This window comes from Shinella sp. HZN7 (assembly GCF_001652565.1).
GTDB lineage: Bacteria > Pseudomonadota > Alphaproteobacteria > Rhizobiales > Rhizobiaceae > Shinella > Shinella granuli.
The window spans coordinates 572,179-595,240 of sequence record NZ_CP015737.1; the positions used below are offsets into that span (position 1 = coordinate 572,179).

The following is a 23,062-nucleotide window of genomic DNA, read 5'->3' on the forward strand; positions in this document are numbered from 1 at the left end:
CGGAAGCGCGGAAAAGCGCCATTTGCAGACCGGCACGGACTGAATGTCGATCGGTCCTAGACCTCGACCGGCCGGGCATGCTCGGCCTTCGTGCCAAACACCCGGCGATACCGCTCGATTTCGGCGGGATCGCCGGTTGCTTTCAGGGGATTGTCCGAAAGCTTGACCGCCGGCCGGCCATTGGCGCTCGTCACCTTGCAGACGAGCGAGATCGGGTCGAGCCCCGTCCCGCCATCCGGATCGCAGCCGCGGAAATCGTTGGTGAGGTTGGTGCCCCAGCCGAAGCTCATGCGCACGCGGCCGTGGAAGTGGCGGTACGTTTCCTCGATCGTGTCGACATCCATGCCGTCGGAGAAGATCAGCAGCTTTTCCCGCGGATCGCGCCCCTTGTCCTGCCACCAGCGGATGATCTGCTCGCCGCCGGCGATCGGCGGAGCACTGTCCGGGCGGAAGCCGGTCCAGTCCGCCACCCAGTCGGGCGCCTCGGCCAGGAAGGCGGTGGTGCCGAAGGCGTCGGGGAGCGCGATCAGCAGGTTTCCGTTATAATGCTGCCGCCATTCCTCCAGCACCTGGTAGGGCGCGGCGGCCAGCGCCTCATCGCTCTCAGCCAGCGCGGCGGCGACCATCGGCAGCTCATGTGCATTGGTGCCGATCGCCTCGAGATCGGCGTCCATGGCGAGCAGCACGTTGGAGGTGCCGATGAAACGTTCATCGAGCCCTTCCTTCAGCGCCTCCACGCACCAGCGCTGCCAGAGAAAACCATGCCGGCGGCGCGTGCCGAAATCGGAGATGACGAGATCGGGCAGGTGTCGCAGCCGTTCCACCTTCTCCCACAGCCGCGCCTTGGCCCGAGCATAGAGCACGTCGAGCGCGAAGAGCCCCTTGTCGCGCATCGCCGCGCGCGATTTCAGCTCGTTGATGATGACGAGCGCCGGGATTTCCCACATGCTCGTATGCGTCCACGGCCCCTCGAAATGCAGTTCGTACTGTCCGTCCACCTTGCGCAGGTCGTAGTCGGGCAGGCGGAAGGCGGCGAGCCAGGCGATGAAGTCGGGCCCGAACATGCGCGCCTTGCCGTAAAAGCTGTTGCCGGCCAGCCAGATCAGCTCCTTCTTGGTGAAGCGGAGCCCGCGGGCATGGTCGAGCTGGGCGCGCAGTTCCCCCTCGTCGATGATCTCGGCAAGCCGCACGCTCTTCGTCCGGTTGATCAGCGAGAAGGTCGCCGCGACATCCGGATGCAACTGGCGGATCATCTGCAACATCAGCAGCTTGTAGAAATCCGTGTCGAGCAGGCTGCGCACGATCGGGTCGAGCCGGAAATTGTGGTCGTAGGTGCGGGTCGCGAAATCGGTGACGGCCATCCGGCTCCTCCTGAACGATGCTGGTTCCGGGTATAGCGCATCATCCCCACCCTGCGCCAAGCCCCTGGGCGTGAAAGCCAGCGAGATCATTTCCAAAAACTATGAAGTGTATTTTATATATCTATTTGCGAAATGCATGGGCTTGCCGACATAGTTGCCGGCAAGGGCGTCATTGCTGCCGCGATGGTCCTGAACCAAAAAGGGGAACCAACATGTTGAAGACCATTCTGTCCTATGCCGCGGCCACCGGCCTTGCCTTCTGCGTGGTCGCGACGCCGCTTTCGGCAAGCGCCGACGACCTTGAAACCATCAAGGCCGCGGGGGAATTCAAGTTCGCCAACAGCGGCGCCTATCCGCCCTTCAGCTTCGTCGACGACAGCAACCAGGTCGTCGGCTTCGACGTCGATATCGGCAACGAGATCGCCAAGCGCCTTGGCGTGAAGGGCGCCGGCGTCAGCACCGCCTGGGACGGCATCATCGCCGGCCTGCTTGCCGGCAAGTACGATTCCGTCATTGGCAGCATGACCATCACCCCGGAGCGCGAAAAGGCCGTCGATTTCGTCGGACCCTATTACAAGTCGGGCCGCGGCGTCTTCGTCACCGAAGGGTCCGAGATCAGGTCGATCGACGATCTCAAGGACAAGACCATCGGCGTGACGCTCGGAGAGACCCACGAGAAATGGGCGCGCGAGCGCGGCGGCTGGGAAATCCGCACCTACAAGGGCCTGCCGGAACTCTTCCTCGAGCTGAAGGCCGGCCGCATCCAGGCGATGATCGTCGATGCCGTGCCGGTGTCGATCGCCGTCAAGGAGACGGGCGAGAAGGTCGCCAAGCTCGACGTGCCGGAATTCGCCGGGACCGAGGACCAGATCGGCATCGCCATCCGCAAGGGCAATCCGGAGCTGAAGGCCGCCATGCAGAAGGCGCTGGACGATATGATGGCCGACGGCACCTACGAGGCCATCGCCATGAAGTGGATCGGCGCGGATATCCGCTGATCTCTCCCCGCCTGTCAAAGGGCCGGCCCGGCAGGAGACTGCCGGCCGGCTGACCGATCGCCGAGGATCCGGCAATGGATATCGCTCTCATCGGCCGCATTGTCCCAGTCTTCGTCCAGGCGGCCTGGACGACCGTCGAGCTTTCCCTGCTGTCGCTTGCCCTCGGCCTTGCCGTGGCGGCGCTGGTCGCGATGCTCCGCCTCTCGCATGTCGCGGCCCTGCGCTTCGCCGGCGCGGCCTATGTCAGCGTCTTTCGCGGCACGCCGGCGCTCATCCAGATCTTCCTGCTCTATTTCGGTGGGCCGCAGGTCGGCATCCAGCTCGAACCCTTCGCCGCAGGCGCCATCGCGCTCGGCCTCAACATCGCGGCCTATATGGCCGAATCGATCCGCGGCGGCGTGCTCTCGGTCGATCGCGGGCAGATGGAGGCGGCGCGCTCGCTCGGTTTCGGCGAGGGCCAGTCCATGCGCTGGATCGTGCTGCCACAGGCCGCCAAGCTGATGATCCGCCCGCTCGGCGTGAATGCCGTGGCGCTGGTCAAGGGCACGGCGCTCGTCGCCACCATCTCGGTGGTGGAGCTCACCTATACGGCGCAGCGCTTCATCGGCTCCACCTACAAGCCCTTCGAGATCTTCGCGGTGACGGCGGTGCTCTACATGATCATGGTCTACGGCCTGACGCTCCTCGTCGACCGTCTCGACCGCGCCTATGCCGGGGAGGCGTGAAGATGCAGGGTCTCGATTTCAGCATCGTCCCCGAATACTGGCCGCTGATCGGCAAGGGCCTGTGGTGGACCGTCGTCATCTCCACCGCCTCCGCCGTGCTCAGCGTTCTCGCCGGCATCGGCTTTGCCCTTCTCGTGCTCTATGCCTCGCCGGTCGTGCGCTATCCGGTGCGCCTCTTCATGTGGCTCTTCATGGGCACGCCGCTGCTCCTGCAGCTCTTCCTCATCTATTTCGGCCTCGTGCAGGTCGGCATCGACATTCCCGCCGTCTGGTCGGGCATCATCGCCCTCAGCCTGCATTTCGCCGTCTACAATGCCGACATCTTTCGCGCCGGCATCGCCGCGCTCGACAAGGGGCAGACGGAGGCGGCGCGCTCGCTCGGCTTCGGCGCCTGGCGGACGCGGATCTACATCGTCGTGCCGCAGGCGGTGCGGGGTACGGTGCCCGCCGTCGGCAACATGATGATCGCGCTCCTGAAGGAATCCTCCATCGTCTCGATGATCGGTATCGCCGAACTGGTGCACAGCGCCCAGCTCGTCATCAGCGAGACCTACCGGCCCTTCGAATTCTACCTGACGGCCGCCGCCCTCTATTATGGTCTCAATCTCATCCTCGAAGCGGTCCTCAGGGGGATCGAACGGAAAGTGGAGCTTTCGCGATGAACGATACCCGTCCGATGATCGAGGTGCGCGGCGCCAAAAAGTTCTTCGGGCCGCTGGAGGTGCTGAAGGGCATCGATTTCAGCGTGGCGCGCGGCCAGATCGTCGCCGTCATCGGCCCGAGCGGCTCGGGCAAGAGCACGCTGCTGCGCTCGATCAACCATCTCGAAACGCTCGACGGTGGAGAGGTCTGGCTCGACGGTGTGCAGGTCAATCAAAAGCTTGACCGTCGTTCCTTCGAGCGGCACATCAACGGCGTGCGCCAGCAGATGGGCATGGTATTCCAGCACTTCAACCTCTTCCCGCACCTCAGCGTCGCGGAAAACATCACCATCGCCCCGATCAAGCTGAAGGGCATTGCGAAGGCCGAGGCGCGGGCGCTCGCCCTGAAGATGCTCGACAAGGTGGGCCTTGCCGACAAGATCGACGCCTTCCCGGCGCGCCTTTCGGGCGGGCAGAAGCAGCGCGTGGCGATCGCGAGGGCGCTTGCCATGCAGCCGAAGGTCATGCTCTTCGACGAGGCGACCTCGGCGCTCGACCCGGAGCTGGTGGACGAGGTCAATCTCGTCATGAAGCAGCTTGCAAGCGAGCACATGACCATGGTGATCGTCACGCACGAGATGCGCTTTGCCGCCGAAGTCGCCGACCGGGTGATCTTCATGGCCGACGGCGCCGTGGTGGAGGAGGGCAGCCCGGCCGAGCTCTTCCGCAATCCGAAGCAGGAGCGCACCCGCAGCTTCCTGAAGAAATTCCTCAACGGCTAGAATTTTCCGGCCGCTGAAAACCGCATCCTCCTGTCATGGATCGATCATGAGCCAGCACCAGACCGCGACGGGCGAACGCCCGGCATCCCACCTCTTCTACCAGTCCCGCATGCGCCGGCCGCTCGCCGACCGGGCCGAGGGCATCTACATCTGGGACGAACATGGCCGGAAGGTCATCGACGGGTCCAGCGGGGCGATGGTCGTCAATATCGGCCATTCCAACCGCAACGTGCTCGACGCCATGAAGCGCCAGATGGACAAGGCGACCTTCGCCTATCGCCTGCATTTCGAGAACCAGCCGGCGGAAGACCTGGCGCGGCGCCTTTCCGGCTACATGCCGGAGGGCCTCGACCGGGTGTTCTTCGTCTCCGGCGGCTCGGAGGCGGTGGAATCCTGCCTGAAGCTCGCGCGGCAATGGGCGCTCGCCACCGACCAGCCGGAGCGCTGGAAGGTGATCTCGCGCTTCCCCTCCTATCACGGTTCGACCCTCGGCGCGCTCGCCGTCACCGGTTATGACGCGCTGAAGAAACCGTTCCTGCCGATGCTGCGCGACATGCCGCACATCAAGGCGCCCACCGCCTATCTCGACCGCGACAACCTCTCGATGGAGGAGCGCGGCATCCGCTATGCCGACATGCTGGAGGAGAAGATCCTGGAGGAGGGGGCGGAAAGCGTGCTCGCCTTCATCATGGAGCCGATCGGCGGCGCCTCCACCGGTGCGCTCGTCGCGCCCGACAGCTACTATCCGCGCATCCGCGAGATTTGTGACAAGCACGGTATCCTGCTGATCCACGACGAGGTGATGAGCGGGGCCGGCCGCACCGGTCGTTATCTCGGCGGCGACCATTGGAATTGCCGGCCGGATATCGTCGCCCTCTCCAAGGGGCTCGGCGCCGGCTATTGCCCGCTGGGCGCGATGATCGCCCATTCCCGGCTGGTGAAGCCGGTGCTCGACCGCGGCGGCTTCGCCCATGGCTACACCTATGCCGGCAACCCGCTTGCCTGCGCCGCCGGCCTTGCCGTGCTCGACGAGATCGAACGGCAGGATCTGCTCGGCAACGCCACCCGCATCGGCGCGCTTCTGAAGGCCGAACTGGAGGGCCTTGCCGAACGTTACCCCTTCATCGGCGACGTGCGCGGCAAGGGCCTGCTGCTCGCGGCCGAATTCGTCTCCGACCGCAACACCATGGCGCCGTTGCCCAAGGCATTGGAGGCGCACCAGCGCGTCGTCGATATCGCTTATGAGCGCGGCCTCATCATCTATTCGCGCCGCACGCGCGGCGGCGTCGAGGGCGACCATTTCCTCGTCTGCCCGCCGATGATCACCACCGAGGCTCAGGTCGGCGAGATCGTGACGATCCTCGATGCGACGCTGGCGCAGCTCGCCGGCGAACTTTCGCTGCCGGTCGGCAGATAGGAGCCGGCCATGAAATCGAACAAGGTCATCATCACCTGCGCGGTGACGGGCTCGGTGCACACGCCCTCCATGTCGCCCCATCTGCCCTACAAGCCTGAGGACATCGCGTCCGAGGCGATCGCGGCGGCGGAGGCGGGCGCCTCGATCCTGCACCTGCACGCCCGCGACCCGGAAGACGGCCGCCCGACGGCAGACCCGAAGGCCTTCATGCGCTTCCTGCCGGTCATCAAGCAGGCGAGCGATGCGGTGATCAACATCACCACCGGCGGCTCCTCCGTCATGACGCTGGAGGACCGGCTGGCGGCAGCGCTCGCCGCCGAGCCGGAAATGTGCTCGCTCAACATGGGCTCGATGAATTTCGGCCTCTACCCGATGCTCGACCGGCCGCGGGCGTGGAAACATGCCTGGGAGCCCGAGCTTCTGGAGGCGACGCGCGGCACGATCTTCCGCAACACCTTCGCCGATATCGAGACGGTCCTCAAACGTCTCGGCGAGGGCTGCGGCACGCGTTTCGAGTTCGAATGCTACGATGTCGGGCATCTCTACACGCTCGCCCATTTCCGCGACCGCGGGCTCGTTCCCGGCACGCCCTTCATGCAGTTCGTCTTCGGCGTGCTCGGCGGCATCGGTGCGGATCCGGAAAACCTCGTCCATATGAAGCGCATCGCCGACAAGCTGTTCGGCGAGGATTATCGCTTCTCGGTGCTTGCCGCCGGGCGCAGGCAGATGCCGATGATCACCATGGCCGCGACCATGGGCGGTAGCGTGCGCGTCGGCCTGGAGGACAGCCTTTTCGACGGCCGCGCGCTTGCGGCCTCGAACGCCGATCAGGTACGACGCATTCGCGCGATCCTCGAAGGCCTTTCGCTGGAGGTCGCGACGCCGGACGAGGCGCGCGCCATGCTCGGTCTCAAGGGCGGCGATCGCGTCGCATTCTGAGGAGGGGATATGCAGGACGACATCACGATCCGGCCGGCCGTCGCGGAAGACGCGGAGATCATTCACGCGGCACTGAAGACGATGGCCGTGGACATGGGCGCGGAGGCGAAGTTCGTCTCGACCGTCGAGGACGTGCGCCGCCACGGCTTTGGCGAGACGCCGGCTTTCGAGGTGCTGATCGCCGAGGCGGGGGCGGCGTTTGCCGGCCTGTGCCTGAGCTTTCCGAGCTTTTCCACCTGGATGGGCGAGCCCGGCCTTTATGTGCAGGACCTCTTCGTCGCCGATGCCTTTCGCGGACGGCGGATCGCCGAGCGGCTTTTGCACGCCACCGCGCAGCGCGGCCGGGAGCGCGGCGCCCATTACATGCGGCTGTCGGTCGATGTGGACAATCTCCGCGCGCAAGGCCTCTACGATCGCCTCGGGATCCGCCATTCCCGCAGCGAGCAGATCCACATGATCAAGGGCGCGGATTTCGACGCATTCGCCGAGGGAGAGCCATGAAGACCTTTTTTGCCGAGGAACAGAAACGCCACGATCCGAGCTTCTTCCTCTCCAGCGGCGCGCCGCAGCCGAACCCCGAGCAGCCCGAGCGCGTCGAGCGCCTGCTGGCCGGCGCGCGGGCGGCGGGCATGGAGATCGTGCGGCCGAAGGACCACGGCCTCGCGCCGGTCTCCGCCGTGCACACGCCGGAATACATCGATTTCCTGAACCGGATCCACGAGCGCTGGCAGCGCATCGAGGGCGCCTCGGCCGAGGTCATCCCCAACATCCACCCGATCGCCCGCACCGGCAGCTATCCCGCCTCGGCGGTCGGACAGGCCGGCTATCACATGGCCGATACGTCCTGCCCGATCTCCGAGCACACCTTCGAGAGCGCGCGCTGGAGCGCCTCCACCGCCGTTTCCGCCGCCGAGGCCGTCATGGCCGGCGAGAGGTGGTCCTACGCCCTCTGCCGCCCGCCGGGCCACCACGCCTTCCGGGATGTCGCCGGCGGCTTCTGCTTCTTCAACAATTCCGGCATCGCCGCCCAGCACCTGCTGCGGCAGGCGAAACGCGTCGCCATCCTCGATGTCGACCTGCACCACGGCAACGGCACGCAGGGCATGTTCTACGAGCGCGCCGACGTGCTGACGGTTTCGATCCATGCCGATCCGGTGCGCTTCTACCCCTTCTTCTGGGGCCATGCCGACGAGCGGGGGGAGCGGCTCGGCCTCGGCTACAATCTCAACCTGCCGCTGGCGCGCAAATCCGGCGATAACGTCTATCTGGAGGCGCTGGCCGCCGCCATCCGCCGGGTCGAGGCCTTCTCGCCCGACGCGCTCGTCGTGGCGCTCGGCCTCGATGCCTTCGAAAAGGATCCGTTCGGCGGCCTCTCGGTCTCGACGCCGGGTTTTGCGCGCATCGCGGAAGTGATCGGGGCATTGCGCCTGCCGACGGTCGTCGTGCAGGAGGGCGGTTATCTCTGCGACGCGCTTGGCGACAACCTGACGTCCTTCCTCACCGGTTTCGGCGCGAAGAACGGCTAGGGCAATTCCAGCAGAAGTGCGAAGCGGTTTGCGTCCGGAACTGCGTAAAAACAAACAGATAGAGCGGTTTCGCGATTCGAGGAAAAGCGGAAATACTCTATGCGGGATAGGTCCTTTGCGCGAAGGGTATCGTGGCGATCGCTTGGCGCAGTTCGGCAAGCAGGATCGTCTCGGCGCGGCTGCGGCGGGCCGTGCCGTCATAGACGAGGTGCACGTCGATGACCGGCGGATCCTCATAGGGCGGCAGGCGCCAGAGGCGGCCGGCGCGCACGTCCTCCTCCACCACATGGATCGGCAGCGGCCCGAAGCCGAAGCCGGCGATGATCAGCCGCTTGACCTCTTCCAGATGCGAGGAGGTGCCGACGGTCTGGCCCTCGAATCCTTCCTGCTGGCGCAGCAGCGCCACGGGCCAGAGCGCGCCGGACATCTGGTCCGTCTTGAAGGAGACGTAGGGCTCCTGGCGCAGCGCCTGCAGCGGCAGGTCCGCCACGCCGAACAGCGGATGCCGCGCGCCGCAGAAATAGCCGAAACTCTCCCGGTAGAGCACGTCATATTCGAGCTTCGGATGCCGCTCCTGCATCAGGCAGACGCCGAAGCCGGCATCGCGGTTGAGCACGGCGGCCATCACCTCCTGGCTGGAGGCGACGGAGAGCGACAGCGTGACCTGCGGAAAGGTCGTGTGGAAGCCGGCCAGCACCTCGTCGAGGAACGGGCAGACGACGTGGCTGGCCAACGCGATCTCGATATGACCGGTGAGGTCGCCGGGCTGCTCCTCCATCTGCTGCGGCAGCCCGGAAACGATCTCGAACAGCGCGATGCACTCGCTGAACAGACGCTGGCCGGCCGGCGTGACGGCGAAATGCGAGGCGTTCCGCTCGACGAGCCGGCAGCCCATATGGGTTTCCAGCCGCTTCAGCGCATTGCTGACGGTCGGCTGTTTCAGGGAGAGCTTTTCGCCCGCCGCCGTCAGCCCGCGCTCCTGCACGATCACCATGAAGGTCCTGAGCAGGTTCCAGTCGATTTCCCAGACGAAACGCCGTCTTTGCCGCGCCATGTGCATTCCCCGGAATTATGCTTCGGGCGGCAACTATTGCATGCGCCTATCGGGCGTCAAAGGGTTCAACCGGACAAAGGAGATCCGCCGTGCCGCTTCTGACCTATCAGGGCGTCGTCTATCCCGCGCAGTGCGATGCGATGGGGCATATGAACGTGCAATACTACATCGCTGCCTTCGACCAGGCGTTCTGGCATCTCATCGCCGCGGCGGGCTATTCGGCGACGTGGATTGCCGAGCGGCAGGAGGGCTGGGCGGACCGCCGCTACGAGATCGATTTCCGCCGGGAGCTGCCGGTCGGCAGCCTGTTCGAGGTCCGCAGCGCCGTCGTGAAGGTCGGGCGCACCTCGCTCACCACCCGCCACCGGCTGACGAACAAGGCGGACGACCAGCTTTGTGCCGAGCTCATCGCCGTCTCCGTCTATTTCGACCTCGCGCGACGGGAGGCCCGCCCCCTCCCGGAGGTGCTTCTGAGCGGTGTTCGTCCCCTTGCCGAGACGGACAGGGCAGGCCCTGACGGCGTGTAGCCGAAGGAAGGCTGCGCCCTCAGCCGAAGCGCCGGAGCGCCGCGGCGAACAGGTCCGTATCGACATTGCCGCCGGAGGTCACGGCAATCACCGCATCGCCTTCGATCGCGGCACCGTGGAACAGCGCCGCCGCAAGGGCGACGGCTCCGCCGGGCTCCACGACGATCTTCAGCCGCTTGAAGGCGAGCGCCATGGCGCCGAGCACCTCCTCCTCCGTCACGGCGATGCCGGCCCCGGCCAGACGCTGCAGAATCGGAAAGGTGATCCTGCCCGGTTCCGGCGTGACGATCGCGTCGCAGATCGAGCCCGTCATCGTGGCGTTCCGCACGATATCTCCGGCCGCCAGCGAGCGCGTGGTGTCGTCGAAACCTTCCGGCTCGCAGGGGCGCATGGTGAAGCCCGGAGCGGCGGCCTCGAGGGCAAGGGCGATGCCCGAGCTGAGCCCGCCGCCGCCGCAGGGCACCAGCACGTCGGCTGTCTTTATGCCTTCCTCTTCCGCCTGTTCCGCGATTTCGAGGCCGGTCGTGCCCTGGCCGGCGATGACCAATGGCTCGTCGAAGGGCCGGATCAGCGTCAGGCCGCGCTCTTCGGACAGCCGCGCGCCGATGGCGTCCCGGTCTTCCGTGCCGCGGTCGTAGAGAACCACCTCGGCCCCGAAGGCGCGGGTGTTCTCGATCTTCAGCGTCGGCGCGTCGGAGGGCATGATGATGACCGAGGGAACGCCGTGGCGCGTGGCGGCGAGGGCGACGCCCTGGGCGTGATTTCCCGACGAAAAGGCGATCACGCCGCGCGTGCGCACCTCCGGCGCCAGCCCCGAAAGGGCGGACCAGCCGCCGCGGAACTTGAAGGAGCCGGTGTGCTGCAGGCATTCCGCCTTCACGAGGACGCGCCGCCCCGCCATCTCGTCCAGGAAGGGCGAGGACAGGAGCGGTGTCCGCCGGGCATGGCCCTGCAGGCGGGATCTGGCGGCGACGATCATTTCGATGGATGTCATGGAGCAGGCTTTCGGCTGATGCGGTGCCATCTCATAGAATGCCGCCGCCCGCTTGAGAATGTCCGTTCTTGTCATGGTGACAGGAGCGTCTGCGCCTCGAACGGCACCATGCAGCAGAAGGACGCACCCTCTTGAAATTGCCGCATTGAACGGCCAATTGCAGGTCATGTGCATGGAAACGTCCGTCAGAATTTCGAGGCTTCGCGATCAAGCGCGCTCCCTGACCCGGAGCCGGCTGTCTTGATCCTGTAACGCCGCCGCAGATCCCGTCGCTCCGGGAACCCACACGATCCAACAGTGCGGTTCATGTCGTCTCGCCCTTGCGGCGTTCCGATGGAGCATTTCCATGTCCTTGTCTCATTCCCCCAAAATCTGCCTCACCTGCGACCGGCATCTCCCGCGCGCGGCCAGCCGCTGCCCCTGGTGCAAGGCGCCCGTTCTCGTACGCGCCGTTTCCGGCATCCGCCATGGGCGCGGCGCGATGGTTTCCTTACGGCCGGGCGAGGGGAGGAAGGGATGATGGACAACGCAGCGTGCACCGGCGCTCCCTCCGTCCAAGATGGTCCGGACGAATTGCAGCAGGTCGGGGTGCTCCCCTGGCGCCTGCGGCGCGATGGCGAGCCGAAGATATTGCTCATCACCTCGCGCCGGCGCGGTCGATGGATCGTGCCGAAGGGATGGCCGATGAAGGACCGCCCGGCAGGCGCCGCGGCATCCCGGGAAGCCTTCGAGGAGGCCGGCGTCATCGGTGACGTCTCGCCGTTGCCGGTGACCTGCTACCGCTACATGAAGGCGCTGGACGACGGCTCGCAGGTTCCCTGCCGCGTCCTGGTGTTCGGCATGAAGGTGCGCGGCACGCTGAGCCACTGGCGCGAGAAGGGGCAGAGGCAGCGGCGCTGGTTCTCCCTCGCCGCGGCGGCCGACCGGCTCAACGACGCGGAGCTCGCCGCCTTCGTGCGCACGCTCGACACCGCGCCGCAGGTGCTCGGTCCGTCCGGCGGATGGAAGCATCCGCCCGGCGAGCCGCTGGCCGGTGGACGGTGAGGTAGCGCGATGGTTCCGCCCCGCCCGGCCCGCCGCCACGTTCCCGCCCGTCTCTTTCACAGGATCAGCGCCGACTGCTGACGGCCTGGCGCTGCTGACTGCGAATGCAAGAGCGGCGCCAGGATATCGCCTCCCGATCCAAGATGAAAACCTGCGGAGCAAGGCCGGCCGCATCTCTGCGCCGCCGCCTTGCCCCTGTTCAGAAAGAGCCGAAATGAGCTTCCGATACAGCCATACCTTCCCCATCAGCGGCCCGAACAAGCTGCCCCGTTTCAGGCAATGGGCGGCCGAGAACCTGCCGGGCATCGCCTTCTCCCTGCCGCCGCAGGTTCCCGTGAAGAGCACGGCCCTGACGGTGCGCCTGCAATCCATCGAGGATCGCAACGCGCTGACGGAAAAACTGGTGGGCGCAAGCTTCTAGAGCAGGTCCTGCCGCAGCGGCACCGCTTCGGCGTCGGATGAAATATCCAGGGCAATTCCGGTGGACCGCATTCCATCGGAATTGCCGACTGGCATGGGGTGCGGCGGACGACCGCTTTTACCGTCCGGTAAACATCTACTGACACAAAGATGTGGTACCGGCACGGTGGCGTCGTTCGCCGCATTCCCTCCAGTGAACGCCCGGTCACATCGATCTCCCACGATACCAGCGATTTTCGGACCAGAAACATGGTAAAGGCCCTCGTCTCCAATCAGCGTTATGCTGTGTTCTTCCTCGTCGGGGTGGCCGCGTTCGCCTCCCTCGGCGGTGCCCTGCTCTACAACGGCTGGCTGTTCCTCGTCGCCGCGATCTGCGGCGCGTTGTTCCTTCTCGGCATTCACGACCTGCGCCAGCGCAGGCACGCGATCCTGCGCAACTATCCGGTGGTCGGGCACCTGCGCTTCCTTCTGGAGAGCATCCGGCCGGAGATCCGCCAGTACATCATCGAAAGCGACAATGACGCGGTTCCGTTCAACCGGCAGGATCGCGGCCTCGTCTACCAGCGCGCCAAGGGGGAGGAGGACAAGCGGCCGTTCGGCACGATCGAGAATGTCTACGGCTCCGGCTATGCCTGGCTCACCCACTCGGCAACGCCGGTCACCATCGCCGACACGGATTTCCGGGTGCGCGTCGGCGGTCCGGCCTGCCGGCAGCCCTACGATGCCAGCCTCTACAATATCTCGGCCATGAGCTTCGGCTCGCTGTCGGGCAACGCCGTCCTCGCCCTCAATACCGGGGCGCGCAAGGGCGGGTTCGCGCATGATACGGGGGAGGGCAGCATCAGCCGCTACCACCGGCAGGGCGGCGGCGACCTGATCTACCAGGTCGCGTCCGGCTATTTCGGTTGCCGCGGCGAGGATGGCCGCTTCTCGCCGGAAAAGTTCGCCCGGCTTTCCGCCGACCCGCAGATCAAGATGATCGAGATCAAGCTGAGCCAGGGGGCGAAACCCGGCCATGGCGGCATGCTGCCGGCCTCGAAGATCTCGCCTGAAATCGCCGAAGCGCGCGGCATCCCGATGGGTATCGACTGCATCTCGCCAGCCGCGCACAGCACGTTTTCGACACCGGTCGGCCTGATGCAGTTCGTCGGGCAGTTGCGCGAGCTTTCCGGCGGAAAGCCGGTCGGCTTCAAGCTGTGCATCGGCCACCGGCGTGAATTCATGAGCATGGTCAAGGCCATGCTTCGGACGGGTATCGTTCCCGATTTCATCGTGGTCGACGGTGCGGAAGGCGGGACGGGCGCCGCCCCGGTGGAATTCGCCAACCGCGTCGGGATGCCGATGCTCGAAGGGCTGACCTTCGTGCACAACACGTTGCGCGGCGCCGGTATCCGCGATCAGGTCCGCATCGGCGCCGCGGGCAAGATCGTCTCCGCCTTCGACATCGCCCGCACGCTGGCCCTCGGTGCGGACTGGTGCAACGCCGCCCGCGGCTTCATGTTCGCCATCGGCTGCATCCAGGCACAGTCCTGCCACACCAATCGCTGCCCGGTCGGCATCGCCACCCAGGACCCGGTACGCCAGCGTGCGATCGACCTCGGCGACAAGAGCGACCGCGTCGCGCGCTTCCACCGCAACACCATGCGGGCTCTGGGAGAGATCGCCGGAGCGGCCGGCCTCGCCAATCCGAGCGACTTCATGCCGTACCACTTCATGTTCCGCCAGAAGGACAACGAGTTCCTCGACGGCAACGAAGCCTATCCCTATCTGCCCGAGGGCTTTCTTGTCGCCGGCAGGGAAATTCCGGAGCTCGCCGACTGGCATGCCCGCTGGGACCGCGCCAGTGCCGAGAGTTTCGCCCCGCCGGAAATTCCGCACGGGCCGTTCCGCAAGCGCGAGGCCGCGTGAGGCGCCTGGCGCCCCGGATAATCCGGGGCGCAGCCGCCCAGGCTCTGGCCGGGGCAAGAATGGGCGCCGTCGATTATCTGTGTTCCATAATTCAGCTTATGTGACTTTGGCGCCCGCATGTGTCACTCGGCCCTCCTCCAGGGATCGAAGCCGCCTGGCTACAGCGTCTGCGGCGCGACGAACTGGTAGTAGGCCCACACGAGCGCGATCGCGACAAGGACGGCGATCCAGATCAGGCCCTTCTTCGGTGGCGGCGTCTTCGGCTTGTTCTTGTCGTCCTGCTGCGGCTTCCGGCGTTCGAATTTCAGAACATTGTCGTCCTTCATGGCATCCTCCGGTGCGCAGGCGTGGCAGTCGCCGAGAGCTTTACCGGCGATTTGCCCCTTTCGGCAAGCGCCTGCGGAAGAAGAACGCGGATGTGATCGCCCGTCGGGCGCGTTGCCGTCAGCCCGCCCTCCTCGCGATGCCCCTCTGTTCGAAATGCTTGTGGCCGAGATGGCCCGTGCCGTCGCGGATATCCGCGGCGATCGCGGCCTTGAGTGCCTCGGGATCGCGCGCGACGATGGCGTCGAGCGCTTCGGCATGGCGGTCGATCTGGTAGGTCGTGAACAGGGTCTCGCCCGCCCGGCACATGAAGGGGGCGAGGCGCAGCCAGAGGGATTCGATCAGCGGCAGGATCACGGTGCCGGGCCGCGCCTCGTAGAGGCAGCGGTGAAAGTCGAAATTCGCCTCTACCAGACGGCCGAAATCGCGCCGTGCCAGCGCCTCGTCGGCCTGCCGGTCGAAGGCGCGAAGTCGGACGAGACGCCCTTCGTCGATGAAGGGCATGGCGCGTTCCGCCGCGCGGGTTTCGAGCGCGATGCGGGCCTCCAGCACCTCCTCGAACTGTTGCGGGTCGAGGTCGGGCACGCGCACACGGCGGTTGTCGAGCAGTTCGAGGGCCCCGTCGGCGACCAGCCTGTGCAGCGCCTCGCGCACCGGCATGGCGCTGACGCCGAGGGTTTCGGCCAGCCCGTTGATCGTTACCGGATCGCCCGGCTCGAACTGGCCCGTCATGACGGCCCGCCGCAGCACGCGGTAGACCCATTGCTTGGCGGATTCGGACGCTTCGCGACCGGCTGCAACCAGCATGCTGAAACCCTCCCCTCTGTCGATCCGGTCCAGGCCGGTTTATCGTCCCTGGGCTGAATTCTGCGGCCCTTGCACGCAGGGCGGATAAAATCGCAAAGCTCAAAATGGCCCTTTACAGATTTGATCAAATTATGATTTGTTGTGATCATAAGCAAGATAAGCCTATCACATGAGAGCCGTGATCAGCGGCCGGACAGAGGACAGCCGGCGCTCTGGGCGGAGGAAGCTCGGGACGCCGGACGATAAACGGGGAACCGATGACTGAGACCCGAACGACCGCGGCCCATGGCGGCGCCATCGGCATGCATGGCATCAAGAAATGGTTCGGCAATTTCCAGGCTGTCGACGACGTGACGCTGGATATCCGGTCGAACGAGTTCTTCACCCTTCTCGGCCCGTCCGGCTGTGGCAAGACCACGCTTCTGCGCATGATCGCCGGCTTCGAGCTGCCGACCGAGGGGCAGGTCCTGCTCGACGGTGTGGACATTTCCAGCCTTCTGCCGAACCAGCGGCCGGTCAACACGGTCTTCCAGAACTATGCCCTCTTCCCGCATCTGACGGTGGCCGAGAACATCGGCTTCGGCCTCAAGATGCTCGGCAAGCCCCGTTCGGAAATCGACAGCGTCGTCAAGGACATGCTGAAGCTCGTGCATCTGGAGGGACGCGGCGGCAACCCGGTCACCCAGCTTTCCGGCGGCCAGCAGCAGCGCGTGGCGCTCGCCCGGGCGCTGGCGCCGCGGCCGAAGGTGCTCCTGCTCGACGAGCCGCTTTCCGCGCTCGACCTGAAATTGCGCAAGTCCATGCAGATGGAGCTGAAGCGCCTCCAGACCGAAACCGGCATCACCTTCGTCTTCGTCACGCACGACCAGGAGGAGGCGCTCACCATGTCCGATCGCATCGCCGTCATGTCGACGGGCACGGTGCGCCAGGTGGGCTCGCCCTGGGACATCTACGACCGCCCGGCCGAGCGTTTCGTGGCCGACTTCATCGGCGAGACGAATTTTCTGGAGGCCGAGGTCGTCGCGGTTTCCGGCGACCGGGCGCGCGTGCGGCTCTCCTCCGGCGCGGAGATCCCGGCGACCTTCCCGGCGGACGTGACGCCGGGCGGCAAGGTGACGGTCGTCATCCGTCCCGAACATGCCCAGGTCGGGACGCCCTCTCCCGCCTCTGTGCTGCGCGGCATCATCCGCGAGATCGTCTATCTCGGCACGGACACGCATTTCCACATCCGCCTCGAGGACGGCACGACCTTCACCGTGCGCCAGCAGAATGCCCGCAGCGGGTCCTGCGGCTTTTCCAAGGACGACGCGGTCGGCATCAGCCTCAGCGACGACGTCGCCCAGATCCTGAGGGATTGACGATGAGCGGCGCACGGGAAGCCGCTCTGGCGGCGCAGAAACAGGATATCCGCTCCCGCTGGCTGCTCAGCGCGCCGGCCCTGCTCATCATCTTCTTTGCGGCGGTCGGTCCGCTGCTCGTGATGCTGCTTTACTCCTTCATGGCGAAGGGCGATTACGGCGACGTTAGGTTCGGAGAGTTCTCGCTCGACGGCTGGGTCTCGGTCTTCTTCCAGCGCGACATATTCGACGACACGCTCGGCCTTGCGGATGCGCATCTGTCGATCATTTGGCGCTCGCTCCAACTGTCGTTCTTCACGACGCTCCTCACCCTGATCCTCGGTTTTCCGACCGCCTATTTCATCGCGACGCGGCCGCCGCACAGCCGCGAGATCTGGGTCTTCCTCGTCACGATCCCGTTCTGGACCAACCTCCTGATCCGCACCTTCGCCATGCAGCAGGTCATCCGCAACGAAGGCCTCCTGAACAATGCACTGATCTGGCTCGGCGTGATCGAAAGGCCCCTGCAGATCATGTATACGGACACGGCCAACCTGCTCGGCATGACCTATGTCTACCTGCCGCTCATGGTGCTGCCGCTCTATGCCTCGATCGAGAAGCTCGATTTCCGGCTGGTGGAGGCGGGATACGACCTCTATGCGAGCCGCCTGCAGGTCCTGCGCCGTATCGTGATCCCGCTTGTCAAACCCGGCATCATCGCCGGCTCCATCCTCGTCTTCATCCCGTCGCTCGGCGCTTATGTCATTCCGCGCGTGCTTGGCGGCGGCAAGAACATGATGCTCGGGAACCTCATCGAGATGCAGTTCGGATCGGGCCGCAACTGGCCGCTCGGCGCCGCCATGTCGATCACCCTGATGGCCCTGGTGATGGTCGCGCTGATCTTCTACGTGCGCAACGCCTCGCGCGGAGGTTCGAGCCATGTTTAAGTCGCATTTCGACATCCGCTCCCAGCCCGGCTTCGGGCTCATCACCCTCTTCACCTTCTTCGCGCTCTACCTGCCGATCGCCGCGCTGGTCATCTACTCCTTCAACGGCGCGGAATCCCTGTCGCGCTGGGATGGGTTCTCCGCGCGCTGGTTCGTTGCGGCCTGGCAGAACGCGGCCGTTCAGGATGCGGCCATCCGGTCGCTGGTCATCGCGATCTGGGCGGCCTTCCTCGCCACGATCGCCGCCACCATGGCGGCCCTTGCGACGACACGCACGACGCCCTATCGCGGCCTCACCTTCAAATATGCGCTGATCAACCAGCCGCTCATGGTGCCGGAGATCGTCACGGCCGTGGCGCTGCTCATCGTCTTTTCGCGCATCAAGGTCTGGACCGGCTATTCGGGCCTCGGTTACCTGGTCGTCGCGCACACCGCCTTCTGCATTCCCTTCGCCTACCTGCCCATCCGCGCCCGGCTGGAGAGCATGGACCTGACGCTGGAGCGGGCGGCGGCCGATCTCTACGCCACGCGCTGGCAGACCTTCCGGCACGTGACCCTGCCCCTGCTGCGCCCGGCGGTCATCGCCGGCTTCATGCTGGCTTTCGTCATCTCGCTGGATGACGTGGTCATCACGGAATTCGTGAAATCCGGCGGACAGGACACCCTGCCGACCTATATGCTGGGACAGCTCCGGCGCGAGACGACACCCGAGATCAATGCCATCGCAACGGTCTTCCTGGCGCTTTCGACGGCGCTCGTCGTGGTCTTCTTCTTCATCAACCGGAAAAAACAGTGATCATCTCGACGAACAACGACAGAGAGGAACAGAGAATGAAAACGAAATGGATGACGACGACAGCAACGGCGGCGATTGCCATGCTGTTCGCGGCGAATGCCGCTTCGGCGGCCGGCCAGCTCAACATCTACAACTGGGGCGACTACACCAATCCGGAGCTGATCAAGAAGTTCGAGGAGAAGTTCGACGTCAAGGTCACGGTCACCGACTACGATTCGAACGACACGGCGCTTGCCAAGGTCCGCGCCGGCGGCCACGGTTTCGATGTCGTCGTGCCCTCGGCGAACTACGTGCAGATCTGGATCAAGGAAGGCCTGCTGCAGGAAGCCCGGCCGGACCAGATGGAGAACTTCAAGAATGTCGACGAGCGCTGGGTCGACGTGCCGTGGGATCCGGGCCGCCACTACACCGTTCCGTGGCAGTGGGGCCTGACCGGCATCGGTGTCAACACCTCGGTCTACAAGGGCGACATCAACACCTCGGCGATCTTCCTCGATCCGCCGGAGGAACTGGCCGGCAAGATCAACGTCGCGCCGGAGATGAACGACGTCCTCTTCGCCACCATCAAGTATTTCGGCGGTGACTGGTGCACGACGGACAAGGACGTCCTGCGCAAGGTTCGCGACAAGCTCGTCGAAGCGAAGACGAAATGGCTCGCCATGGACTACAGCGTGACCGAGAAGCTGCCGGCCGGCGACTATGCCGCCGTCTACTACTGGAACGGCGCCATCATGCGCTCGCGCATCAAGAATGCGGACATCAAGTTCGGCTACCCGAAGGAGGGCTTCCCCTACTTCATGGACAGCGTCGCGCTCCTCAAGGACGCAAAGAACACCGAGAACGCCAAGCTGTTCATGAACTTCATCATGGAGCCGGAGAATGCGGCCCTGATCTCCGCCTTCGCCAAGTATTCCAACGGCGTCAAGGGATCGGAGCAGTTCCTGCCGGCCGACATGCAGGATGCGCCGGAACTGGTCGTGCCGGCTGAATTCCAGCCCGCGGGCGAGTTCCTCGCAAGCTGCGAACCCGACGTACAGCAGCTCTATACCAGGATCTGGACCGAACTGCAGAAGTAAGCGGCAAGGCCGCAAGGAAACGAGGACGGCCGTACGCGGGAGGGCCTGGCGCCTTCCCGCGCCTTCGGTTGGATATGCCATGATCAAGACGTTCAAGGACAGGCACGGCTTTGCCCGTGCGGATATCACGCTCGCCAACTGGCGCACCGCGCCCTATAGCCGCTGGACCTTCCAGAATGTCCGCGATCTCGTGCCGACGGCGGTGATCGCGGCCGAGGTGCCGGCCGCCGAAGTGCCGCTCGCCAGCGACGCCTTTCTCGATGCGGCGATGGAGACCGGCCTTGCAGGCGCCGCGAGCGCCCGCGCCTTCCTCGACTTTGCCCATACGGACGCCTTCGTGATGATGCGCCGGGGTGAGGTCGTCGCGGAATATTATGCCCCGCATGCCGACCCGGATGCGCCGCATCTCGTCTTCTCCATCTCGAAGTCGCTGACGGCCGTCGTCTCCGGCATCCTGGAGGCCGAGGGGCTGATCGATCCCGACCGCCCGGTGACGGATTATCTGCCGGAGGCCAAGGGCAGCGTCTACGGCGACTGCACCTATCGCGACGTGCTCGACATGCGCGTCAGCCTCGATTTCGAGGAAGCCTATCTCGACCCGCACGGCGCCTTCGCGCGCTATCGCCGCGCCATGCTGTGGAACCCGCCGGAACCGGACATCGCGCCGGAGACGCTCGCCTCTTTCCTCGTCACCCTTGAGAAGGCCGAGCGGCCGCATGGCGGGCCGTTCTACTATGCCTCACCGAATGCCGACCTGCTCGGCGTCGTCATCGAGCGCGTCACGGGCGCGCGTTTTTCCGACCTCGCCTCCGATTTGCTCTGGAAGCCGATGGGCGCGAAAGGCAATGCCGATATCACGGTGGACGCGATCGGCACGCCGCGCACCGCGGGCGGCGTTTCCATGACGGCGCGTGACCTTGCCCGCCTCGGCGAACTGCTGCGGAACCACGGCGTGCGCAACGGCCGGCAGATCGTGCCGGAAGGCTGGATCCGCGACATGCAGGAGAACGGCGACCGGGAAGCCTGGCGAGAGGGCCGCAATGTCGACCTGCCGAACGGGCGCTACCGCAGCCAATGGTACCAGTCGGGCGAGGCCGACGGCGCCTTCTGCGCGATCGGCATCCATGGCCAGTGGCTCTATGTCGATCCGAGCACCGAGACCGTCATCGTCAAGCTTTCCTCCCAGCCGGAACCGCTGGGCGACGAGGAGAACCAGGACGTCTTCACCTTCTTCCGGGCGCTCTGCCGCCGGGCAATCTGAACGCGATTCGAGGACACGCCATGCAGACGGAAGCGAGCTTCATCATCCGCAACGCGCGGGTGCTGACGATGGACGCGGCGAACCCGCGGGCGAACGCGGTTGCCATTGCCGGAAACCGAATCCTGGCCGTCGGCTCGGAAGCCGAGATCGACACCTTTTCCGGACCCGACACCCATGTGATCGACGCTCGCGGCGGCACCGTGCTGCCCGGCTTCAACGAAGCGCATATGCACATCTTCGGCGGTTCGGCCGAGCTCAGCGAACTGTCGCTGGCCGGCATCAAGGGGTTTGACGCGCTGGAGAAGGCGGTGAAGGCCTATGCGGCCGAATATCCGGAGCGCCGGCTCCTCATCGCGCAGCAGGCCGATTACACGATCCTGTCCGACGACGAGCGCATGACGCGCCACCATCTCGACCGCATCCTGCCGGATCGGGCGCTCCTGATCGTCGCGCCCGACCACCACACGGCCTGGGCCAACACGACGGCCCTCACGATGGGCGGCATCCTGGAGGGCCGGGATGTCGGCGTCGGCAACGAGATCGTCATGGGCGAGGACGGCCTTGCGAGCGGGGAACTGCGCGAGAGCAACGCCATCCGCCCGGTTTCCGCCTTCGGCGAGACCGGCGGGCGCGAAATGCTCGGCGTCGGCACCGGCGGCGACCCGGAGCATGTGACGGCGGAGGAGCGCGCGGGCGACATCGAGGTCATCAAGCGGGGCCTTGCCTATGTCGCCTCGCTCGGCATCACCTCGCTGCAGAATATGGACGGCAGCCTCTACCAGCTCGAAATGCTCGACGAGATCGAGCGCACGGTGGGCCTGCCGGTGCGCGTGCGCATGCCCTTCCACATGAAGAACTTCATGCCGCTCTCGGACCTCGAGACGAAGGCCGCCGCCTGGCGCGAGCGCTTCGACACGGATCGCCTGCGCTGCGATTTCGTCAAGCTCTTCATGGACGGCGTCACGGAATCGGGCACCGCCGTCTTCATCGACGACTATGCGCACCAGCCGGGCTGGAAGGGCGAGCCGCTGTTCTCGCAGGAGCATTTCGACAGCATCGCCATTGCCGCCGACAGGCTCGGCCTGCCGGTCGCGGTCCACGCCATCGGCGACGGCGCCGTGCGCATGGTGCTGAACGGCTACGAGGCCGCCATCAACGCGAACGGCAAGCGCGACAGCCGCAACCGCATCGAGCATATCGAGGTCGTGCATCCCGACGATATTCCCCGCTTCAGGGAACTGGGCACCGTCGCCTCGATGCAGCCGACCCATCCGCCGGGCAGCGCCGGCCTGCCGGTCGAGCCCTACCTCTCCTATATCGGCGAAGACCGCTGGCCCTATGCCTTCGCCTGGCGCACGCTGGTCGATGCCGGGGCTGAGATCGTCTTTGCGACGGACTGGCCGGTCTCCCCGCTCGATCCGATGCACTGCATCCAATGCGCCATGACGCGCGGCCTGTGGAAGGAGGGCCTGAAGGACGAGCGGCTTTCGCTCGCCGAGACGCTGGCCGCCTATACGAAGAACGGCGCCTGGGTCGAGTTCATGGAAGACCGCAAAGGCATGCTGAAGCCGGGGTATCTCGCGGATATCGTCGTGCTGTCCGGCAATGTCGAGGCCGCGGACCATGCGAACCTCGCCGCGATCCGGCCCGTCACGACCCTGTGCGACGGGCGCATCACCTATCAGGCCTGAAGGTGGTCGGGCCGAGGCCGCGATAAGGGCAACAGAGCAACCCACGCGGCGGAATTTCCGCCCGTGGCTTTGTCAAAGAAGCATTCGGACGGGGCGCTGGAGGCTGCCTCGACTGAATGTTTGTATGTGGCACCGTCCAGCGCCCCGTTCGGCGGTTTTTGCCCGCGACTTCGGCCTCTCTGCGATGGCGGGGTGCGTGGGAACGGTGGCGCGCCCTTCCGAAGAAAGGGTCATGCACGCCCTCAGGATTCACGGTGCCGCAGCCATGACTGCCGGTCGGCACCGTCTTCCACTGCGCCGCACGAGCCGGGCCCGAACCCTCGGACGCCGCACGGTGCAGCCGCCATGTTGTGTGCCACACAGGCACGCCCGGCGACGTGATCGGGGCAAAACGGCGGTCCGGTCCGACGCCCCGCCATTTCCCCCGTTTCGCCGGAGGGAGACCATTTTCCGCGCGCCCGGTGCGTCAAGGTTTGCGTCGCCCCCT

Annotated in this window: 23 protein-coding genes; 18 read left to right on the forward strand and 5 right to left on the reverse strand. The window is 65.6% G+C overall.

The window, feature by feature from the left end; all coding sequences use genetic code 11:
* Positions 1–56: 56 nt before the first annotated feature.
* Positions 57–1,361, reverse strand: a complete 1,305-nt coding sequence (gene pncB, locus shn_RS25020) for a nicotinate phosphoribosyltransferase (protein WP_064333212.1) — start codon at positions 1,359–1,361, stop codon at positions 57–59.
* 212 nt (positions 1,362–1,573) lie between these two features.
* On the opposite strand from pncB, the gene shn_RS25025 reads away from it, so the two are divergent.
* From shn_RS25025 to shn_RS25060, 8 genes are all read left to right on the forward strand, one after another.
* The gene (locus shn_RS25025; protein WP_064333213.1) at positions 1,574–2,359 is read left to right on the forward strand and encodes an ABC transporter substrate-binding protein; all 786 of its coding nucleotides are present in this window, start codon (positions 1,574–1,576) and stop codon (positions 2,357–2,359) included.
* Positions 2,360–2,433: 74 nt separating this feature from the next.
* Entirely contained in the window at positions 2,434–3,084 is a 651-nt protein-coding gene (locus shn_RS25030) for an amino acid ABC transporter permease (RefSeq protein WP_064333214.1), read from the forward strand.
* 2 nt (positions 3,085–3,086) lie between these two features.
* The gene (locus tag shn_RS25035; RefSeq protein WP_064333215.1) at positions 3,087–3,746 is read left to right on the forward strand and encodes an amino acid ABC transporter permease; all 660 of its coding nucleotides are present in this window, start codon (positions 3,087–3,089) and stop codon (positions 3,744–3,746) included.
* 14 nt (positions 3,747–3,760) lie between these two features.
* On the forward strand, positions 3,761–4,507 hold the full coding sequence (locus shn_RS25040; protein WP_168168968.1) for an amino acid ABC transporter ATP-binding protein: 747 nt from the start codon (positions 3,761–3,763) through the stop codon (positions 4,505–4,507).
* Positions 4,508–4,553: 46 nt separating this feature from the next.
* Positions 4,554–5,924, forward strand: a complete 1,371-nt coding sequence (locus tag shn_RS25045; RefSeq protein WP_064333217.1) for an aspartate aminotransferase family protein — start codon at positions 4,554–4,556, stop codon at positions 5,922–5,924.
* A gap of 9 nt (positions 5,925–5,933) precedes the next feature.
* Positions 5,934–6,863 carry a 3-keto-5-aminohexanoate cleavage protein gene (locus tag shn_RS25050; RefSeq protein ID WP_064333218.1) on the forward strand — a complete coding sequence of 310 codons (930 nt, stop codon included), beginning with the start codon at positions 5,934–5,936 and terminating at the stop codon, positions 6,861–6,863.
* A 9-nt stretch (positions 6,864–6,872) separates the two neighbouring features.
* Complete coding sequence (locus shn_RS25055; RefSeq protein ID WP_064333219.1) at positions 6,873–7,364, forward strand: GNAT family N-acetyltransferase; 492 nt, start codon at positions 6,873–6,875, stop codon at positions 7,362–7,364.
* Positions 7,361–8,389: a histone deacetylase family protein gene (locus tag shn_RS25060; RefSeq protein ID WP_064333220.1), complete on the forward strand. Its 1,029-nt coding sequence runs from the start codon at positions 7,361–7,363 to the stop codon at positions 8,387–8,389. Before shn_RS25055 ends, shn_RS25060 begins: the two co-directional genes overlap by 4 nt.
* Before the next feature lie 97 nt (positions 8,390–8,486).
* Here the strand turns inward: shn_RS25060 and shn_RS25065 are convergent, their stop codons facing one another.
* A complete protein-coding gene (locus shn_RS25065; RefSeq protein ID WP_064333299.1) occupies positions 8,487–9,443 on the reverse strand; it encodes a LysR family transcriptional regulator in 957 nt (318 codons plus the stop codon).
* An 89-nt stretch (positions 9,444–9,532) separates the two neighbouring features.
* On the opposite strand from shn_RS25065, the gene shn_RS25070 reads away from it, so the two are divergent.
* Positions 9,533–9,970, forward strand: a complete 438-nt coding sequence (locus shn_RS25070) for a thioesterase family protein (RefSeq protein WP_245337441.1) — start codon at positions 9,533–9,535, stop codon at positions 9,968–9,970.
* Between the two features lie 19 nt (positions 9,971–9,989).
* On the opposite strand, the gene shn_RS25075 is transcribed toward shn_RS25070, so the two are convergent.
* A complete protein-coding gene (locus shn_RS25075) occupies positions 9,990–10,964 on the reverse strand; it encodes a threonine/serine dehydratase (protein ID WP_064333301.1) in 975 nt (324 codons plus the stop codon).
* Between the two features lie 516 nt (positions 10,965–11,480).
* On the opposite strand from shn_RS25075, the gene shn_RS25080 reads away from it, so the two are divergent.
* The 3 genes from shn_RS25080 to shn_RS25090 all read left to right on the forward strand — a co-directional run bounded on the left by shn_RS25080 (position 11,481) and on the right by shn_RS25090 (position 14,336).
* Positions 11,481–12,008 carry an NUDIX hydrolase gene (locus shn_RS25080; protein ID WP_145926049.1) on the forward strand — a complete coding sequence of 176 codons (528 nt, stop codon included), beginning with the start codon at positions 11,481–11,483 and terminating at the stop codon, positions 12,006–12,008.
* A gap of 214 nt (positions 12,009–12,222) precedes the next feature.
* Positions 12,223–12,429, forward strand: coding sequence for a hypothetical protein (locus shn_RS25085; RefSeq protein ID WP_064333221.1), 207 nt, complete (start codon positions 12,223–12,225; stop codon positions 12,427–12,429).
* A gap of 248 nt (positions 12,430–12,677) precedes the next feature.
* Positions 12,678–14,336: an FMN-binding glutamate synthase family protein gene (locus shn_RS25090; RefSeq protein WP_084438444.1), complete on the forward strand. Its 1,659-nt coding sequence runs from the start codon at positions 12,678–12,680 to the stop codon at positions 14,334–14,336.
* A gap of 158 nt (positions 14,337–14,494) precedes the next feature.
* On the opposite strand, the gene shn_RS36540 is transcribed toward shn_RS25090, so the two are convergent.
* Together shn_RS36540 and shn_RS25095 are read right to left on the reverse strand one after the other, a co-directional pair.
* Entirely contained in the window at positions 14,495–14,662 is a 168-nt protein-coding gene (locus shn_RS36540) for a hypothetical protein (RefSeq protein ID WP_162853155.1), read from the reverse strand.
* Positions 14,663–14,780: 118 nt separating this feature from the next.
* Positions 14,781–15,467, reverse strand: a complete 687-nt coding sequence (locus shn_RS25095; protein WP_064333222.1) for a GntR family transcriptional regulator — start codon at positions 15,465–15,467, stop codon at positions 14,781–14,783.
* A 257-nt stretch (positions 15,468–15,724) separates the two neighbouring features.
* Between shn_RS25095 and shn_RS25100 the strand changes: the two genes are divergently transcribed.
* The 6 genes from shn_RS25100 (at position 15,725) to shn_RS25125 (ending at position 22,575) form a co-directional block, all read left to right on the forward strand.
* Entirely contained in the window at positions 15,725–16,825 is a 1,101-nt protein-coding gene (locus tag shn_RS25100) for an ABC transporter ATP-binding protein (RefSeq protein ID WP_064333223.1), read from the forward strand.
* A gap of 2 nt (positions 16,826–16,827) precedes the next feature.
* On the forward strand, positions 16,828–17,751 hold the full coding sequence (locus tag shn_RS25105) for an ABC transporter permease (protein WP_064333224.1): 924 nt from the start codon (positions 16,828–16,830) through the stop codon (positions 17,749–17,751).
* Entirely contained in the window at positions 17,744–18,547 is an 804-nt protein-coding gene (locus shn_RS25110; protein ID WP_064333225.1) for an ABC transporter permease, read from the forward strand. The genes shn_RS25105 and shn_RS25110 overlap by 8 nt, the downstream gene beginning before the upstream one ends.
* A 35-nt stretch (positions 18,548–18,582) precedes the next feature.
* Entirely contained in the window at positions 18,583–19,623 is a 1,041-nt protein-coding gene (locus tag shn_RS25115; RefSeq protein ID WP_064333304.1) for an extracellular solute-binding protein, read from the forward strand.
* Between the two features lie 79 nt (positions 19,624–19,702).
* Positions 19,703–20,884 carry a serine hydrolase gene (locus shn_RS25120; RefSeq protein ID WP_064333226.1) on the forward strand — a complete coding sequence of 394 codons (1,182 nt, stop codon included), beginning with the start codon at positions 19,703–19,705 and terminating at the stop codon, positions 20,882–20,884.
* 20 nt (positions 20,885–20,904) lie between these two features.
* Positions 20,905–22,575, forward strand: a complete 1,671-nt coding sequence (locus shn_RS25125) for an amidohydrolase (RefSeq protein WP_064333227.1) — start codon at positions 20,905–20,907, stop codon at positions 22,573–22,575.
* The last annotated feature ends 487 nt before the right edge of the window (positions 22,576–23,062 follow it).